This window comes from Streptosporangium carneum (assembly GCF_027922005.1).
GTDB lineage: Bacteria > Actinomycetota > Actinomycetes > Streptosporangiales > Streptosporangiaceae > Streptosporangium > Streptosporangium carneum.
Genome location: NZ_BSEV01000001.1, coordinates 534,643 through 550,988, shown reverse-complemented (window position 1 = coordinate 550,988; position 16,346 = coordinate 534,643). Strand labels below are relative to the sequence as shown.

Below are 16,346 nucleotides of genomic sequence, written 5' to 3'. Positions count from 1 at the left end.
AGGCCGGGGCGGGACGGCCGCTCTCAGGTGAGGGACGCCGCGCCGAAGGAGACCGAGAACCTCCTGCACCAGATGGTGACGGAGTTCAGGCCGGTCAGGTCGGCCCCGGCGGGCACGGCGTAGTTCGCGTCGCCCTTGTTGCCCTTGAGGGCCCCCAGTTCGAGGTGCCTGCCGTCGTCCAGGTTGAACCACCCGGCGTTGCCCTTCCTCACCGGCTGGTCGCTCAGCCAGACCCGCAGGTCGGGGCCGTCCGAGGTGGCCAGGTCCTCGATCCTGAGCACCCTGCTCCCGTCGGCCAGGCGCAGCAGCACGGCCTTGCCCGTGGTCGTGTGCTCGTGCGAGACGAACGCGCCCTCCGCCAGGACCGCAGCGCCTCCGCCGTTCCCCTGGCCCGTGGCTCCCTGGCCTTCGGGCCGTGCGGCCCCGCCGGACGCCTCCGAGCCCGTGGGCCGCGTGCCCTGGGGCGACGACGGCGCGGCGGCGACCGGCGACGCCTCGTTCACCTCGACCGTGGTGAACAGGCGCCACGGCTGGAAGAGGTAGAGGGCGACGCCGAACGCGACGGCGCCCGCCGTCAGAACCACCCAGGTGGCGGGATGACGCAGCAGTCTCTTGATCCTCATGACGTTTCCTCCCGGGCCCGGTACGGCGACCGCACCCCCGTGTCCTCGCGGCCCTGGGCCGAAAATATCCCGCGGGCGGGGCAGCGGCGCTTACGGAGTGCTTACGGCATAGGGTCGAGACATGACGATCATCGCTGAGGAGGTCCTCCTGCTCGCCTACAGCGAGGCGGAGGGCAGGCAACTGGTCAGCTCGGCGGAGCTGGACGCCGCGCTGGGCGGCTCCCTCCTGGCCGAGCTGGCGGTCAACGGCCGGATCGACCTGGCCGACAAGAAGGTCACCGTCCTGGACCCCACGCCGCTGGGCGAGGAGGAGCTGGACGCGACGCTGGCCAGGATCGCCGCGGAGCCGAAGGAGCGCAAGCCCGACTGGTGGGTTCACAGGCTGCACTCCGCCAAGCTCCGCAAGCGCCTGCTGTCCGGCCTGGCCGAGCGGGGCGTGCTGGGCGAGGAACAGCGCAAGATCCTCAGCGTCTTCCCCAGCACCCGCTACCCGGAGCGCGACCCGAGCGTCGAGCAGGGCGTCCGCGAGCGCGTCGAAGCCGTGCTGGCCGGGGCCGACCCCGACGAGCGGACAGCGGTGCTGATCGCCGTCCTGCACGCCGCCAAGATCGACCGTAAGGCGTTCCCCGGCGCGAGCAAGGAGCGCATCAAGGAGATCACCGAGGGCAACTGGGCCGGCGACGCCGTGGCCAAGACCATCGCCGCCGTCAACGCCGCCATCATGTCCGCGGTGGTCGCGGGAGCCGTCGCGGGCAGCATCGCCGCGAGCGGCTGAGGCCGCCCGCGGGGGCTACTTGCCGAGGGCGTCCTTGGGCACCGGCTTGTCCTGGGCGAGGGCCTCGAACATGCGCAGGGCCTTGGCGCGGTCCCACTGGACGACGGCCTCGCCGTTGATGGTCGGCAGGGAGCCGATCGGGACGACGGTGGTGATCGGGTTGTCCCCCATGGCCAGGCCCAGGGAGAGCAGGTTGAAGGCGCCGGTCTCCTCGCCGACCGTGACCGAGTCGGCCGCGCTCAGCGCGAGCGGGACGGAGGTGAAGGGGTTGATCAGGACTCCCGGGCTGGCGGCCTTCTTCACCACGGCGGAGAAGAACTGGCGCTGGCGCTGGGTCCGCTCGAAGTCGGGGATGGCGCCGGTCGCGCGGGTGCGGACGTAGCCGAGGGCGGTGCCGCCGTCCAGCACCTGCTTGCCCTTCTTCAGGTTGATCCCGGCCTTGCGGTCCTTGATGTTCTGCTTGACGTCGATCTCGACTCCGCCGATGGCGTCGACGATGCCCACGAAGCCGCCGAAGCCGATCTCCATGTAGTGGTCGATCCGGATGCCGGTCACCTGCTCGACGGTCTTGGCGAGCAGCTTGGGCCCGCCGTCGCCGAAGGCGTAGGCGGCGTTCAGCTTGCCGCGGCCATGGCCGTCGATCGGCACGTAGGAGTCGCGCGGGAGGCTGACCAGGGTCGGGCGGTCTCCGGTGTCGGGGATGTGCAGGAGCATCATCGTGTCGGTCCTGCGCCCGACGGCCGAGCCGGTGGCGAACTTCTTGCGCTGCGCCTTGCTCAGGCCCTCCCGGCTGTCGGAGCCGACCAGCAGCCAGTTCGAGCCCGGGGTGTCCGCGGGGCGGCCCTTGTAGTCGCCGAGCGCGTCGATCCGCTGCATCCGCGAGTTGATCGTGAAGTATCCGCCGACGGCGACCACCAGCAGGACGACGAGCAGCCCGACGAGGATCCGTACGGCCAGCCTGCCCGGCCGCTTCGGCCGCCAGGAGAGGCCGGGCACGCGCGACCCGCCGCCCTCGCCGCCGGAGGAGCCTCCCGACGGTCCGTGCGGGCCGTCGGCGGATCCCGCCGAACCCGGCAGGGGCCTGACCGGCCTCGATCCCTCCCTGGGCTTGCCGTAGACCCGGGAGGTCGCCCTCTGCCTCGTGTCGTCCCGCGGCGACTCCTCGCCGGGACGGCCCTGCTCGGGACGACCCTGGTGGGGGTCGAGGCCCTGCGTCGGATAGGCGGGCTGCCCTGCCGCTCGCGACGGCGGGGGCCCGGGCGTGGGCGACCGCAGCGCGCGGGTGCGATCGTCGTCTTCCGTCCAGTCACCCACGTCGTATCCCAGCCACCTCTCGAACTCACGATGAGACCGTCATTATCGACGCTACGTCGTGAGTCCGTCGCCCGCAGACGCGTTCCCAAGCTTTCCCTATGGAAAAGTACATAAAAGGGTGCTTATCAACCAACATTAGGATCGCTGGCCGATCTGGAAACATCGACCCCCACGCGGATCGTTACGGTAGAGGACGTCCTCTGCTCGAAAGGAAGATCGTGTCCACTCCGGACCCATGGAGTACCTGCCCGTGCGAACGCACGGGAAGCGCTGACCCAACCGGGAGAGCCACCCGGTGAACACGGCTCTAGGCCTGCTGGCCGTACTGCTCCTCACCCTGGCGACGGGCTACTTCGTCGCCCAGGAGTTCGCCTTCGTCGCCGCCGACCGCGGCGTGCTGCGCGAGCAGGCCGACGCAGGCGACGCGGCGGCCGAACGCGCCCTGGCGGTGACAGGACGCCTGTCGTTCATGCTGTCGGGCGCGCAGCTCGGCATCACCGTCACCGCCCTGCTGGTCGGCTTCATCTCCGAACCCGCCATCGCCACCGTGATCCGTCCCCTGCTGGAGTCGGCCGGGGTGCCGGGAGCCGCGGTGCCGGGCCTCGCGCTCGCGCTGGCCGTCGCCGTCGCCACCGTGGTCCAGATGGTGCTCGGCGAGCTCGCCCCGAAGAACCTGGGCATCGCCAGGCCCGAGCCGGTGGCCAAGTTCCTGGCCCGCTCGACGATCCTATACCTCAAGATCGCGGGCCCGGTCATCCGGCTTTTCGACTCCGCCGCCACCGGCCTGCTGCGCCGGGTCGGCGTCGAGCCCGTCGAGGAGATCGAGCACGGCGCGAGCCCCGAGGAGCTGTCCCGGATCATCTCCGAGTCGGCGACGGCGGGCGACCTTCCCCCGCGCCTTTCCGACCTGCTCGAGCGGGCGCTCGAGTTCGGCGACCGCACCGCGGAGGACGTCATGGTGCCGCGCCCCCGCGTGGTGCTGCTGCGCGCCGAGCGTCCGATCTCCGACCTGCTCGACGCCGTCGCCGAGCACGGCCACTCCCGCTATCCGGTGCTGTGCAGCGACAACGGCGAGGACGTGGTCGGCGTCACCGGCGTGCGGGAGCTGCTCCGGTCCGGCCTGACCGAGGGCCCGATCGAGCAGATCACCCGCTCGGCGCTGCTGGTCCCCGACTCGCTGCCGCTGCCCGTCGTGCTGGAGCGCATGCGCGCCGCCCGGGACGACCTGGCGTGCGTCATCGACGAGTACGGCGGGCTCGCGGGCGTGGTCACTGTCGAGGACCTCGCGGAGGAGCTCGTCGGCGAGCTGATCGACGAGAACGACCCGGAGCCCGCGGGGGTCGTCGCGAACGGCGACGGCGTCTGGGACCTGCCGGGCACGCTCCGGCTCGACGAGGTGGAGCGCGCGACGAAGCTGTCGCTCCCCGAGAGCGACGGCTACGACACCGTCGCCGGCCTGGTCCTGGCCACCCTCGGCAGGATGGCCGAGCCCGGCGACCAGGTCACGGTCACCCTGACCCTGGAGACCGACCTGCTCGAAGACGACGGCGAGGAGGAGGCCGACGCGACGCTCACCGTGCTGTCGGTGCACCGCAGGGTCCCCGAGTGGGTGCGGCTGACCTTCCCCGCGGCCGGGACGGAGAGCGACGACGGGACCGACGCCGAGGGCGAGGGCGAGAGCGAGAGCGAGGGCGGTGAGGGCGAGGGCGACACCGAGCCCGCCATGGCCTCGTCGCGGACGGCGGGACAGGACACGGCAAGGAACGAGGCGAGCGAGCGATGAGCACGACCGGAGCCCTGCTGCTGGGCGTCGCGCTGCTGATCGGCAACGCCTTCTTCGTCGCCGCCGAGTTCGCGGTCATCTCGGCCCGCAGGCACCGCCTCGAGGAGCTCGCGGGCAAGGGGGGCAGGCTGGCCAGGGTCACCGCCCGCGCCGCCGTACGCGGCGGCAGGGAGCTGTCGCTGATGCTCGCCGGGGCCCAGCTGGGCATCACGCTGTGCTCCCTGGGCCTGGGCATGGTGACGGAGCCCGCCGTCGAGCACCTGCTGGAGCCGGTCTTCGCGGCGGTCGGCGTGCCCGAGTCCCTGCGGGTCCCCATCTCGCTGACGATCGCGCTCGCGCTGATCACCTTCCTGCACATGGTGGTCGGCGAGATGGCTCCCAAGTCGTGGGCGCTGACCCACCCGGAGACCGCGGCGATGGGCCTGGCCCTGCCGTTCCGCGGCTTCACCCGGGTGGTCCGCCCCGTGCTGGCCGCGCTCAACGGCCTGACCAACGGGCTGCTCGGACTGTTCGGCGTGCGCCCGAGGGACGAGCTGGCCACCACCAGGACCCCGGTCCAGCTGGCGATGCTCGTCGGCGAGTCAGGGCGGATGGGCCTGCTCGACCGGGCGGAGCACGACCTGCTCACCCGGGCGCTGCGGGTCCACCAGCAGCCGATCGAGCGTCTGACCCTGCCCATCGCGAAGGCCACCTGCGTGACCGGGGACGCGAGCGACGCCCAGGTGCGCAGGACGGCCGCGGAGAGCGGGCACCTGCGCCTGCTGGTCAACTCGGGCAGGCCCGGTGACGTCCTGGGGGTGCTGCACGTCAGGGACCTGCTGGTCCGTCCCGGCGCGACGCCGGCCGAGCTCGCCCGCCCCGTTCCCCGCCTGGCGCGGGAGACGACGATCCCCGAGGCCGTCTCCGCGCTGCAGGAGGCGCACGCCCATGTGGGTCTCGTCACAGAGGGCGGCGAGGTGGTCGGCATGGTCAGCCTCACCGACCTGCTCGGCGAGCTTTTGGACGTGCGGGCTCTCGTCGTGTCCTGACCGTGTCCCGGCGGCGTCCCGGCCGGGCCCGCGCCGCACCGCCGGGAGGGCCCGCTGGGAGGGCTCTCCCACCGGCCTCACACGCGACACGGGGCACGGCGCTCGGCGACCGGAGTGAAACGGGCCGGGGAAAGAATCTTCCCCGGCCCGTTTTCTCTGTCAGCGTAATCACTCACGGCCGCCGCCCTCTGTAAGCGGTTCGAAAGTGATCGGCAAGGGCAGACGGCTAAAACGTACGGACCGCCCGCGCCGGATCGGAAGCCGGAGAGGAACGCGCGGCGGCCGGGACTTCTCTACGACGGAGCGAACGACTACCTTGATCGATGATCGACCCACCCCCCGCCGGAACGACGGATGGTCCGATGAGCGCGCCGTTTCCGATACGAAGAAAAGACCCCGATCCGCTTACGCGAGACCGGGGTCTAATGTGAGTGGGCGAGGAGGGATTTGAACCCTCACGTCCTTTCGGACACACGGACCTGAACCGTGCGCGTCTGCCGTTCCGCCACCCGCCCTTGTTGGGTGCGTTGAAACATTAGCACGGATCAGCCGATGCCCACGAACCCGGATACGATCCTCCTAGACGCGGAGCGGAGTAGCTGGGTGCGAGAGAGCGAGGAAGAAGCCCCAAGCGGCCGTGACCTACATAGACGGAAGAAGGGAGGGACCCGGTGGGAGTCCTTCAGCGCTTCGAGCGGAGGCTCGAAGGTCTGGTTGAGGGGGCCTTTGCGCGGGCGTTCAAATCCGACCTTCAACCGGTCGAGGTGGCCAGCGCGGTTCAGCGGGAGATGGACGAGCGGGCGGCGATCGTCGCCCAGGGACGCACGCTCGTGCCGAACGACTTCGTGGTCGAGCTGTCGACGACCGACAGCGAGCGCCTGGAGGTCTACGCCGACAGCATCAGCCACGAACTGGCCAACCTCGCCAGGGAGTACGCCAAGGAACAGGGCTACTCCTTCGTGGGGCCGGTGCGCGTGCGCTTCGAGACCGCGGACGACCTGGCGGTCGGCCTGTTCCGCATCCGCTCCGGGGTGATCCGCGGGGCGACGGTCGAGCAGGACGAGATCCGCCAGCCGGTCAGCGACGTGCCCGCCGCCAGGCCGCACGCCTTCGGCGGCCGCCCCCGCCTGCTGGTCTCGACCCAGGACGACCCGCAGGGGCAGCGTTCCTACGACCTGACCACACCGGTGACGTTGCTCGGCAGGGGCACCGACTGTGATCTGCGGCTGGTCGACCCGGGAGTGTCCCGGCACCACGCCGAGCTGCGTGTGGAGGGCCCGCAGGTCGTGCTCGTCGACCTGGGCTCCACGAACGGCACCTTCGTCAACGGCCAGCCGGTTCGCCGGGTCGAGCTCCAGAACGGCACTCGCGTGACGTTGGGGCGGACGACTCTGGTTTTCCGGCGCGATTAAAGGTAAACAGACGGTCCATGTCCGACCTCACGCTGCTACTGATCCGCCTCGCGTTCCTAGCGGTGCTGTGGTTCTTCGTGATTGCCGCGGTCGGCGTGATCCGGACAGACTTGTTCGGGTCACGCACCACCGCGGCCGTCCCCGCGCGCAAGGCGCCGAAGGCCGTCAAGCCGCCCGCGAAATCCAAGAAGGGGGAGCCACGGCAGATGGTCGTCACCGGCGGGCCCCTCCAGGGCACCACAATCACTCTCTCGGAGACGCCCATCACCATCGGCAGGGCGAACGACGCCACGTTGGTGGTCAGCGACGACTACGCGTCGAGCCGGCACGCCCGGCTCTTTCCCCAGGACGGTCAGTGGATCGTGGAAGATCTCGGTTCTACCAACGGAACATACCTCGACCGCTCTAAAGTCACCCGTCCGACTCCGGTGCCGCTCGGTGTTCCGATCCGCATCGGCAAGACCGTCATCGAATTGCGCAAATGACCATCGCACTCCGTTACGCCGCCCGCTCCGACGTCGGCCTCCTCCGCGAAGGCAACGAGGACTCGGCGTACGCAAGCGGCCGACTGCTCGCCGTCGCGGACGGCATGGGCGGTCACGCACACGGCGAGGTGGCCAGCTCGGTCGCCATCGCCGCCATGTCCTCCCTCGACGAGGACACCCAGGGCGCCGACCTGCTCAGCGCCATCGAGGCCGCGGTCCGCGACGCCAACCGCAGGCTGCACCAGATGGTGGGCCGCGACCCCAGCCTCAAGGGCATGGGCACGACCCTGACCGCCATGCTGTGGTCGGGGACGAGAGTCGCGCTGGTCCACGTCGGCGACTCCCGCGCCTACCTGCTGCGGTCGGGTGAGCTCTACCAGATCACCCACGACCACACCCTGGTGCAGTCGCTCGTCGACGACGGCCGGATCACACAGGAGGAGGCCGCCACCCACCCGCAGCGGTCGATCCTGCTCCGGGCGCTCGACGGCAGCGGCGAGGTCGAGCCCGACCTGTCCCTGCGCGAGGCCCAGATCGGCGACCGCTACCTGTTGTGCTCCGACGGGCTGTCCGGGGTCGTGACCGCGGAGACGCTGCACCAGACGCTCTCCACGATCGACGACCCGGAGACGGTGGTCCGCGCGCTCATCGACCTGGCCAACCGGGGAGGCGGGCCCGACAACATCACCTGCGTGCTCGCCGACGTGCTGGAGGTGGACGAGGGGACCTCCCCGCCCGCCGAGGCCGCCGTGGTCGGCGCGGCGGGGTCGACCAGGCAGCGGTCCCAGCCGCCGGACACCCCCGCGGGCCGCGCGAGCGCGGTCACCATGCCGCAGCCCGTCTTCACGGACGACGACCCCGAGGAGCCGGTCGCCAGGGCCACGGGGCGGCCGGCCAAGCGCCGCCGGCTGTGGCCGCTTCTGGCCTCCGTGGGAGGCGTCGTCCTCGTCGGCGGCGGCCTAGGCTGGTATTTCGGGAACCAGTGGCTCGATGATCAGTACTTCGTGGGGGCGAAAGGTGACGAGATAGTGGTTTTCCAGGGTGTGAAAACCAATCTCGGCCCCTTCGAGCTCTTCGACGTCGCCCGGAGCACCACCGAGTCGGTCTCGGCCCTCGGCGCGTTCCAGCAGGGGCTGGTCCGCAACGGCATCCCCGTCGACGGCGTCGACGCCGGGCTGAAGAAGATCGCCGAGCTGAAGACCTCCACCGCGGCCTCCCCGCAGAAGCCCACGCCCTCCCAGAAACCCGACGAAAAAGACAAGCAATCCCCTCCGCCGAGCGGCACTCCCACCACGGAACCCACAAAGTAGAGACATGAGCACCCCAAGCGTCGAGCCCGTTCTCCTGCCCGCCAAACGGCGAGTGGCCCAGCTGGCCATGCTCGCCTTCGCGGTCGTGATCATCATGGGCGCGTACGCCAACGTGGGGCTGGCGATCGACAAGCAGATCCCCTCAGGCATGCTCACCTACGGTCTCGGCCTGGGCGGGTTCATGCTGGCCGCCTACCTCGTGCTGGCGAAGTTCGCCCCCTGGGCGGACCCGCTGATCCTCCCCCTGGTGACGCTGGTCAACGGCCTCGGCCTGGTGATGATCTACCGCCTCGAGGCCGCGAAGATGGGCGGAGCCTCCGCGACCAACCAGCTCGTGTGGACCGGAGTCGGGGTCGTCCTGTTCTCCGTGACGCTGATCGTGCTGCGCGACCATCGCGCGCTCCAGCGGCTGACCTACACCGCGGGCGCGGTCGGCCTGCTCCTGCTGGTCTCGCCGCTGATCCCGTTCCTCGGCAAGGAGATCAACGGAGCCCGGATCTGGATCGGGGTCGGCGGCGCGACGCTCCAGCCCGCCGAGTTCGCCAAGCTCGCGCTCGTCGTCTTCTTCGCCGGATACCTCGTCGCCAAGCGCGACGTGCTGGCCCTGGCGGGGCGGCGGCTGCTGTTCATCGACCTGCCCCGCGCCCGCGACCTCGGCCCGGTCCTCATCACCTGGGGCTTCAGCCTGGGCGTGCTGGTCCTGCAGAAGGACCTCGGCTCCTCCCTGCTGATCTTCGGCACGTTCATCGCGATGCTCTACATCGCCACCCAGCGCACCTCGTGGGTGCTGATCGGCATCCTGCTCTTCGTGGGCGGCGCGATCCTCGCCGGAATGCTGTTCAGCCACGTGCAGGACCGCTTCACGGTCTACCTCAACCCCGAGGACCCCGCCCTCTACGACAAGGTCGGCGGCAGCTTCCAGCTCCTGCAGGGCCTTTTCGGCATGGGGCAGGGCGGCGTGATCGGCACCGGCCTCGGCCAGGGCCACCCCGAGCAGATCCCGCTGGCCTTCTCCGACTTCATCTTCCCCGCCACCGGCGAGGAGCTCGGCCTGACCGGGCTGATGGCCCTGCTGATGATCTACGCCCTGATCGTCGAGCGCGGCCTGCGCACCTCCATCGCGGCCCGCGACCCGTTCTCCAAGCTGCTGGCGGGCGGCCTGTCGTTCATCCTCGCCTGGCAGGTCTTCATCATCGTGGGCGGCGTCACCAACCTGATCCCGCTGACCGGCCTGGTCACACCGTTCATGTCACAGGGCGGTTCGGCGCTGCTGGCTAACTGGATCCTTATCGCGCTGCTGGTACGCATGTCAGACGCGGCCAGGAAGCCGCCGCCCCAGGCCATCCAGGACGAAGGAATGACGCAGGTGTTCCAGCGATGAACGGTCCCCTCAAGCGCGCGGCCCTCGTCTGCCTGCTGATGTTCGGCCTGCTCATGCTCAACGTGAACTACCTGCAGGTCGTGCGGGCCCAGGGGTTGCGCGAAGACTCGCGCAACACCCGCAACTTCTACGCCCGCTACGAGATCGAGCGCGGCCGCATCACCGCGGGCAACAAGGTGCTTGCCGAGTCGGTGGACACCGGCAGCAACAAGTACCGCTTCCAGCGGCGCTACCCCGAGGGCAAGGTCTACGCGCCCGTCACCGGGTTCTTCGCGCCGGAGAGCGCGCGCGACATGGAGGCGTCGAAGAACAGCCTGCTCGACGGGAGCGACGCCGACCTGCTGATCCGGCGCGGCATCGACCTGCTCACCGCCAAGACGTCGAAGGGCGCGAACGTCGACCTGACGATCAACCCCAAGGCGCAGGAGGCCGCCTACAAGGCGCTGGGCGCCAGCGGCAAGAAGGGCGCGCTGGTCGCGATCGAGCCGAAGACCGGGGCGATCCTCGCCATGGTCTCGATCCCCACCTACGACCCCAACCCGCTGTCCAAGCCCGACAAGGCCACCGTCAACACGGCCTACGACAAGCTCGCGAAGGACGACAACCAGCCGCTGCTCGACCGGGCGATCGAGCGCACCTACCCGCCGGGCTCGACGTTCAAGGTGGTCACCCTGGCCGCCTACCTCGAGAGCGACGACACCGTGGGCCCGCAGACCGAGGTGGACGCCCCGCAGCGGCTCGACCTGCCCAACACCACCGCCGACCTGCCCAACTCCGGCGGCGCGGCGTGCGGTTCAGGGCGCGTGACGCTGACGTTCGCGCTGGAGCGCTCGTGCAACACGCCGTTCGCCAAGATCGCGATGAGCCTGGGCTACGACGCCCTGAAGGAGCAGGCCGAGAAGTTCGGCATCGGCGGCGAGCCGCTGGAGATCCCGCTCGCGGTCGCGGGCAGCGGGATCGGCCCCGAGGAGGACCAGGCCGCGCTCGCCCAGACGTCGATCGGCCAGCGCAGCAACCAGATGACGCCGCTGCAGATGGCCATGGTCGCGGCGGGCATCGCCAACAACGGCGTGGTCATGAAGCCGTACCTCGTCAACAGGGTCGCCGACGCCGAGGGCAGCGAGATCGACTCGGCCGACCCGGAGGAGCTGTCCACCGCGGTGAGCGAGGAGACCGCGGGCAAGCTCAGGGAGATGATGGTCAGCGTCGTCAACAACGGAACCGCGAGCGCCGCGAAGATCGACGGGGTGAGTGTCGCGGGCAAGACCGGCACGGCGGAGACCTCGCAGGGCAAGGCCCCGCACGCGTGGTTCATCTCCTTCGCGCCCGCGGAGGATCCCAAGGTCGCTCTGGCGCTCATCGTCGAGTCCGGCAGCGCCGGTGACGACGCCTCCGGCGGTCACACCGCCGCACCCATCGCCAAGAGCGTGATGGAAGCGGTGCTGGGCAGATGACCGCCCTGCTCGGAGGCCGATACCGCCCGCTCGGGCGGATCGCGACGGGCGGCATGGGCGAGGTCTGGCGGGCGAAGGACGAGCTGCTCGGCCGCGAGGTCGCGGTCAAGCTGCTTCGCAGACACGTGGCCGCGGACCCGGCCTTCCGCGACCGCTTCAGGATGGAGGCCAGGATCGCGGCGAGGCTGGCCGACCCGGCGATCGCCCAGGTCTTCGACTACGGCGAGGCCGACGACGTCGCCTACCTCGTCATGGAGCTGGTGCCCGGCGAGTCGTTGGCGAGCATCCTGGCGCGCGACGGCGCCCTCGGCCCCGAGGTCACCCTCGACGTGGTCCACCAGACCGCCAGAGGCCTGCGGGCCGCCCACAGTGCGGGGATCATCCACCGCGACATCAAGCCGGGCAACCTGCTCGTCACCGGAACCGGCGTGATCAAGATCACAGACTTCGGCATCGCCAGGGCCCTGGAGGCCGCGCCGGTGACCCAGACGGGCACCGTGCTCGGCACCGCGCAGTACCTCAGCCCCGAACAGGCCTCGGGGGCGCGGCTCACCTTCGCGACCGACATCTACTCCCTGGGCGTGGTGGCCTACGAGTGCCTGGCGGGCAGGCCGCCGTTCAGGGCCGAGACGCAGGTGGCGATCGCGCTCATGCACATCAACGACAACCCGCCGCCGCTGCCGCCCGGTGTGCCGCTCCCGGTGCGCGACCTGGTCATGTCCTGCCTGTCGAAGGACCCCGCGCTCCGTCCCCCCGACGCGGGGCTGCTGGCCGAACGGGCGCACGCCCTGCGCGGGTCGATGGCCGCCGCGGAGCACACCGACCTGGCCATGCTCACCGATCCGGCGGGCTGGCGGGCGGAGCCCGCGGGCGAGTGGCCGAGAGAGGTGGCCCCCGCCCTGGCCGCCCCCGGGGAGCCCACCCCGGCGACCGCTCCCGAGGGCCCGCCGCCGCCGGGGACCGTCCCCGCGGGGCCGCCCTCTTCTGGCGCCGCGCGGCCCCCCGCACGCCGCCGGGGACTGCGACGGACAACGGTGATCGTCGCCGCGGCCGCGGGATGCGCCGCGGCTCTGGGACTGGGCACCCTGGTGGTCCGGGACCTGACCGAACGGCCAGGCGACAGCGGCCCCACCGAGCCCGCCGTCCCGACACCCTCGGTCACCAGGACCCCCTCGGCCAGGCCGAGCAGGACCAAGCCTGTGACGTCCAGACCGCCGGTCTTCCCGACGAAGTCGCTCAGACCTACGCCCACGCCTTCGGCTACGGTAAGCACATCGGCCACGCCCAGTGTCCGGCCGACGAAGTCACCATCGCCCAGCCCCAGTCCGACCACCCCGACCCCAACACCCACCACCCCGCCGGCGACACCGAGCCCCACACCGAGCAGCAGCCCCACACCCGGCGACACAAACCAGCCGAACGGGGAGACGTGATGCGGCAACGGGTCGATGATGGACACCGGTGGCCCAAGAGGTCAGCGGCACCCAAGATGAACGGTAAGGGACAGTGCAGGAAATGACTCAGCCCCGACGCCTCGGCGATCGCTACGAGCTTGACGGCGTCGTCGGGCGTGGCGGCATGGCCGAGGTCTATCGCGCACGAGACATCCGGCTGGATCGGATCGTCGCCATCAAAACCCTCCGCGCGGACCTGGCAAGGGACCACATCTTCCAGGCCCGTTTCCGCCGGGAGGCGCAGTCCGCCGCGTCACTGAACCACCCGTCCATCGTCGCGGTCTACGACACCGGCGAGGACGTGACGGACGGCGCTCCGGTGCCGTACATCGTGATGGAGTACGTCGACGGCCGCACGCTGCGCGACCTGCTGCGCACCGACCGGCGACTGCTGCCCGAGCGCGCGGCCGAACTCGTCGACGGGATCCTGCGGGCGCTGGACTACAGCCACCGCGGCGGCATCGTCCACCGGGACATCAAGCCGGCGAACATCATGATCACCCGCAACGGCGACGTCAAGGTCATGGACTTCGGCATCGCCCGCGCGATGGCCGACTCGGCCGCGACCATGACGCAGACCGCGCAGGTCATCGGCACCGCCCAGTACCTCTCTCCCGAGCAGGCCAGGGGCGAGCGGGTCGACGCCCGCAGCGACATCTACTCCACCGGCTGCGTGCTGTACGAGCTGCTGACCGGGCAGCCGCCGTTCACCGGCGACTCCCCCGTGGCGATCGCCTACCAGCACGTGCGCGAGGACCCGATCCCGCCGTCGCAGATCGACCCCGACATCCCCAAGTGGGCCGACGCCATCGTGCTGAAGTCGATGGCCAAGGACCCGGCGCACCGCTACCAGGGCGCGGCGGAGATGCGGGCCGACATCCAGCGGGCGATGTCGGGCATCCCGATGGACGCCCAGACGATGGCCCTGGCCAACAACTACGGCGCGGCCACCCGCACCATGCAGCAGCAGCCTCCCGCTCCCGGCCCGGCCACCCAGCGCACCACCGCCGTCCCCGCCTACGAGTACGGCACGCAGGAGGGCGGCAGGGGCGAGCGCGGCCGTCGCCGCCAGCAGGGCGGCGGCGACAACACCGCGGTCAAGACGGCGGCGTGGATCCTGGTGCCGCTGCTGATCATCGGCGCCTTCATCGGCGTGGGCTACATGTTCCTGAGCTCGCCGAGCGACAACGCCGGCGAGGGCAAGGTGAAGATCCCCGCGCTGGCCACCCAGACCCTCGCCTCGGCGAAGAAGGCGTTGAGCGACCTCAAGCTGCAGGCCAAGGTCGAGGAGGTGTTCGACGACAAGCTGCCGAAGGACACGGTCATCGACACCGATCCCCCCGCGGACACCGAGGTCGCCCCGAACAGCGTGGTCACGCTCAAGGTCTCCAAGGGCGCGGAGAAGATCGCGGTTCCCGACGTGCTCAACATGACCGTGGAGGAGGCGACGGCCGCGCTCGAGGCCAAGGGCTTCGAGGTGAGCGTGCAGTCCAAGATCTCCAGCCTTCCGCAGGGCAAGGTCTTCCAGACCGACCCCGAGGCGGGCAAGAAGGCCGCCAAGGAGAGCACGGTCCGGATCTACATCCCCAAGGAGGCCGTCGAGCTTCCCGGCGTGGTCAACCTCACGGTCGGCGACGCCACCTCGACGCTCAAGGGAGCGGGCTTCAAGGTCAAGGTGGTCAAGCAGGAGAGCGACCTGCCCGAGGGCACCGTTCTCAGCCAGGCTCCCGAGGCGGGCGCCAAGCTCAACCCGGGCACCACGATCACGCTGGTCGTCTCCAGCGGGAAGGCCCCTGAGCCGACCGAGCAGCCCTCGTATCCGGAGGAGCAGTTGCCGACGGAGACCCAGCAGCCGGACCCGGAGCCGACGGAGACCGACGACGGTCCCATCTTCGACACCCCGCCGGACGACGAGGGCAACCTGAACTGACCCCCAGCGGCCCAGCAGGGGCCGGGATCGCGGACTCCGCGCTCCTTCGAGGACGTGGGAGGACCCCCGCCGCACGGCGGGGGTCCTTCGCGTTCTGGGCCCTGCGTGCCGGGCTCCCGCCGTACGGGCCGCTGGTGCGCGGGGCCTTTCGCGCCGGGAGTCTCCCCGATGGACGACGGTTTCTCCCCGGGACGGAAAAGAGCCCTTCCGCCACTCGGGGGCGATGGCGGAAGGGCTCACTGGTTAGTCGTTCAAGGCGGCTGGGGCGTTACACGGTCCTCGCGAGCCAGTTTCCGAGCAGCAGGTGGCCGTGTTCGGAGATCACCGACTCGGGATGGAACTGCACCCCCTCGACGGGCGCGGCGCGGTGGCGCAACCCCATGACCACGCCGTCGTCGGTGGTCGCGGTGACCTCGAGGATCTCGGGGATCGTCTCGGGCACGACGGCCAGCGAGTGGTAGCGCGTCATGGTCACCGGGGACGGCAGTCCGGCGAAGACGCCGCGCCCGTCGTGGGTGATCAGGCTGGTGCGGCCGTGCATCAGCTCGGGGGCCCGCGCGACGGTGGCCCCGTGGGCGATCGCGATGGCCTGGTGGCCGAGGCAGACGCCGAGCAGCGGTAGCGCGTGCGCCTCGCAGTAGCCGACGAGCGGGACGCTCACCCCGGCGTCCTCGGGGGCGCCGGGGCCCGGACTGATCAGGACCCCGTCGAAGCCCGCCGCGTCCTCGGGCACCACGTGGTCCCGCGGGCGCACGTCGCAGGTCGCGCCGAGCATGCGGAGGTACTGGACGATGGTGTGGACGAAGCTGTCATGGTTGTCCACGACCAGGACGCGGGTCATCGGCCCACGGCGGAGCGGTCGAGGAGGGCGCGGGGTTCGATCCAGGAGAACACGACACACCAGACTACGGCCGCTGCCGGCCCGGCGGGCACCCCGCGACGAGCGCCACAACCACGAGGAATCACCGGGTAACAGCGAGAATCACACCGTTGAATCAAGGTTTGCGTGGTTATGGCCCTCTATGGGATCGCCATGTCATGGGTGCGCCGACTATTCTTACTCGGGTCTTCGCCACCAGCGATTACGCTAGTTGACACGGCCTGCGCACGATCCGACCGCGCAGGGTTGACGCAGGAGAACCCAGTGCCCAAGTCCAAGACTCGCAAGAAGGCGGTCTACACGCCGCCGCAGACCTCCCAGCAGGTCAAGATGAGCCCGCGCTGGCTGGCGCCGGTCATGGTGGCCTCCTGGATCATCGGGATCCTGTGGATCGCCGTCTACTACGTCGCGCCCAACGCACCCGGGCTCGGCGCCCTGCACAACTGGAACCTGCTGATCGGGTTCGTTTTCATCATCTTCGGCGTGGTGCTGTCCACTCGCTGGCGTTAGTTTTTTC

Annotated in this window: 14 protein-coding genes and 1 tRNA gene; 11 read left to right on the top strand and 4 right to left on the bottom strand. The window is 70.4% G+C overall.

All coding sequences use genetic code 11. The features are described 5' to 3' along the window. Positions 1-23 precede the first annotated feature (23 nt). Positions 24-623: a DM13 domain-containing protein gene (locus PKF00_RS02610; protein ID WP_271215691.1), complete on the bottom strand. Its 600-nt coding sequence runs from the start codon at positions 621-623 to the stop codon at positions 24-26. A 121-nt stretch (positions 624-744) separates the two neighbouring features. Between PKF00_RS02610 and PKF00_RS02605 the strand changes: the two genes are divergently transcribed. Continuing rightward, positions 745-1,398, top strand: coding sequence for a GOLPH3/VPS74 family protein (locus PKF00_RS02605; RefSeq protein ID WP_271215690.1), 654 nt, complete (start codon positions 745-747; stop codon positions 1,396-1,398). A gap of 15 nt (positions 1,399-1,413) precedes the next feature. On the opposite strand, the gene PKF00_RS02600 is transcribed toward PKF00_RS02605, so the two are convergent. After that, positions 1,414-2,712, bottom strand: a complete 1,299-nt coding sequence (locus PKF00_RS02600; RefSeq protein ID WP_271215689.1) for an LCP family protein — start codon at positions 2,710-2,712, stop codon at positions 1,414-1,416. 295 nt (positions 2,713-3,007) lie between these two features. Between PKF00_RS02600 and PKF00_RS02595 the strand changes: the two genes are divergently transcribed. Next, positions 3,008-4,495 carry a hemolysin family protein gene (locus PKF00_RS02595; RefSeq protein ID WP_271215688.1) on the top strand — a complete coding sequence of 496 codons (1,488 nt, stop codon included), beginning with the start codon at positions 3,008-3,010 and terminating at the stop codon, positions 4,493-4,495. Then, positions 4,492-5,523 carry a hemolysin family protein gene (locus PKF00_RS02590; protein ID WP_271215687.1) on the top strand — a complete coding sequence of 344 codons (1,032 nt, stop codon included), beginning with the start codon at positions 4,492-4,494 and terminating at the stop codon, positions 5,521-5,523. The genes PKF00_RS02595 and PKF00_RS02590 overlap by 4 nt, the downstream gene beginning before the upstream one ends. 432 nt (positions 5,524-5,955) lie before the next feature. Here the strand turns inward: PKF00_RS02590 and PKF00_RS02585 are convergent. After that, positions 5,956-6,038: transfer RNA gene (locus tag PKF00_RS02585), tRNA-Leu, on the bottom strand. A gap of 156 nt (positions 6,039-6,194) precedes the next feature. On the opposite strand from PKF00_RS02585, the gene PKF00_RS02580 reads away from it, so the two are divergent. The 7 genes from PKF00_RS02580 to pknB all read left to right on the top strand — a co-directional run bounded on the left by PKF00_RS02580 (position 6,195) and on the right by pknB (position 14,949). Continuing rightward, on the top strand, positions 6,195-6,935 hold the full coding sequence (locus tag PKF00_RS02580; protein ID WP_271215686.1) for an FHA domain-containing protein: 741 nt from the start codon (positions 6,195-6,197) through the stop codon (positions 6,933-6,935). Positions 6,936-6,952: 17 nt separating this feature from the next. After that, the gene (locus PKF00_RS02575; protein WP_271215685.1) at positions 6,953-7,420 is read left to right on the top strand and encodes an FHA domain-containing protein FhaB/FipA; all 468 of its coding nucleotides are present in this window, start codon (positions 6,953-6,955) and stop codon (positions 7,418-7,420) included. Continuing rightward, a complete protein-coding gene (locus PKF00_RS02570) occupies positions 7,417-8,730 on the top strand; it encodes a Stp1/IreP family PP2C-type Ser/Thr phosphatase (protein WP_271215684.1) in 1,314 nt (437 codons plus the stop codon). Before PKF00_RS02575 ends, PKF00_RS02570 begins: the two co-directional genes overlap by 4 nt. A gap of 4 nt (positions 8,731-8,734) precedes the next feature. After that, positions 8,735-10,111, top strand: a complete 1,377-nt coding sequence (locus tag PKF00_RS02565; protein ID WP_271215683.1) for an FtsW/RodA/SpoVE family cell cycle protein — start codon at positions 8,735-8,737, stop codon at positions 10,109-10,111. Further along, on the top strand, positions 10,108-11,565 hold the full coding sequence (locus PKF00_RS02560) for a peptidoglycan D,D-transpeptidase FtsI family protein (protein ID WP_271215682.1): 1,458 nt from the start codon (positions 10,108-10,110) through the stop codon (positions 11,563-11,565). Before PKF00_RS02565 ends, PKF00_RS02560 begins: the two co-directional genes overlap by 4 nt. Next, on the top strand, positions 11,562-12,998 hold the full coding sequence (locus PKF00_RS02555; protein ID WP_271215681.1) for a protein kinase domain-containing protein: 1,437 nt from the start codon (positions 11,562-11,564) through the stop codon (positions 12,996-12,998). The genes PKF00_RS02560 and PKF00_RS02555 overlap by 4 nt, the downstream gene beginning before the upstream one ends. An 82-nt stretch (positions 12,999-13,080) precedes the next feature. Continuing rightward, positions 13,081-14,949, top strand: coding sequence for a Stk1 family PASTA domain-containing Ser/Thr kinase (gene pknB / locus PKF00_RS02550; RefSeq protein ID WP_271215680.1), 1,869 nt, complete (start codon positions 13,081-13,083; stop codon positions 14,947-14,949). A gap of 268 nt (positions 14,950-15,217) precedes the next feature. On the opposite strand, the gene PKF00_RS02545 is transcribed toward pknB, so the two are convergent. Continuing rightward, on the bottom strand, positions 15,218-15,790 hold the full coding sequence (locus PKF00_RS02545; protein WP_271215679.1) for an anthranilate synthase component II: 573 nt from the start codon (positions 15,788-15,790) through the stop codon (positions 15,218-15,220). Positions 15,791-16,093: 303 nt separating this feature from the next. On the opposite strand from PKF00_RS02545, the gene PKF00_RS02540 reads away from it, so the two are divergent. Beyond that, complete coding sequence (locus PKF00_RS02540) at positions 16,094-16,339, top strand: cell division protein CrgA (protein ID WP_271215678.1); 246 nt, start codon at positions 16,094-16,096, stop codon at positions 16,337-16,339. Positions 16,340-16,346: the final 7 nt, after the last annotated feature.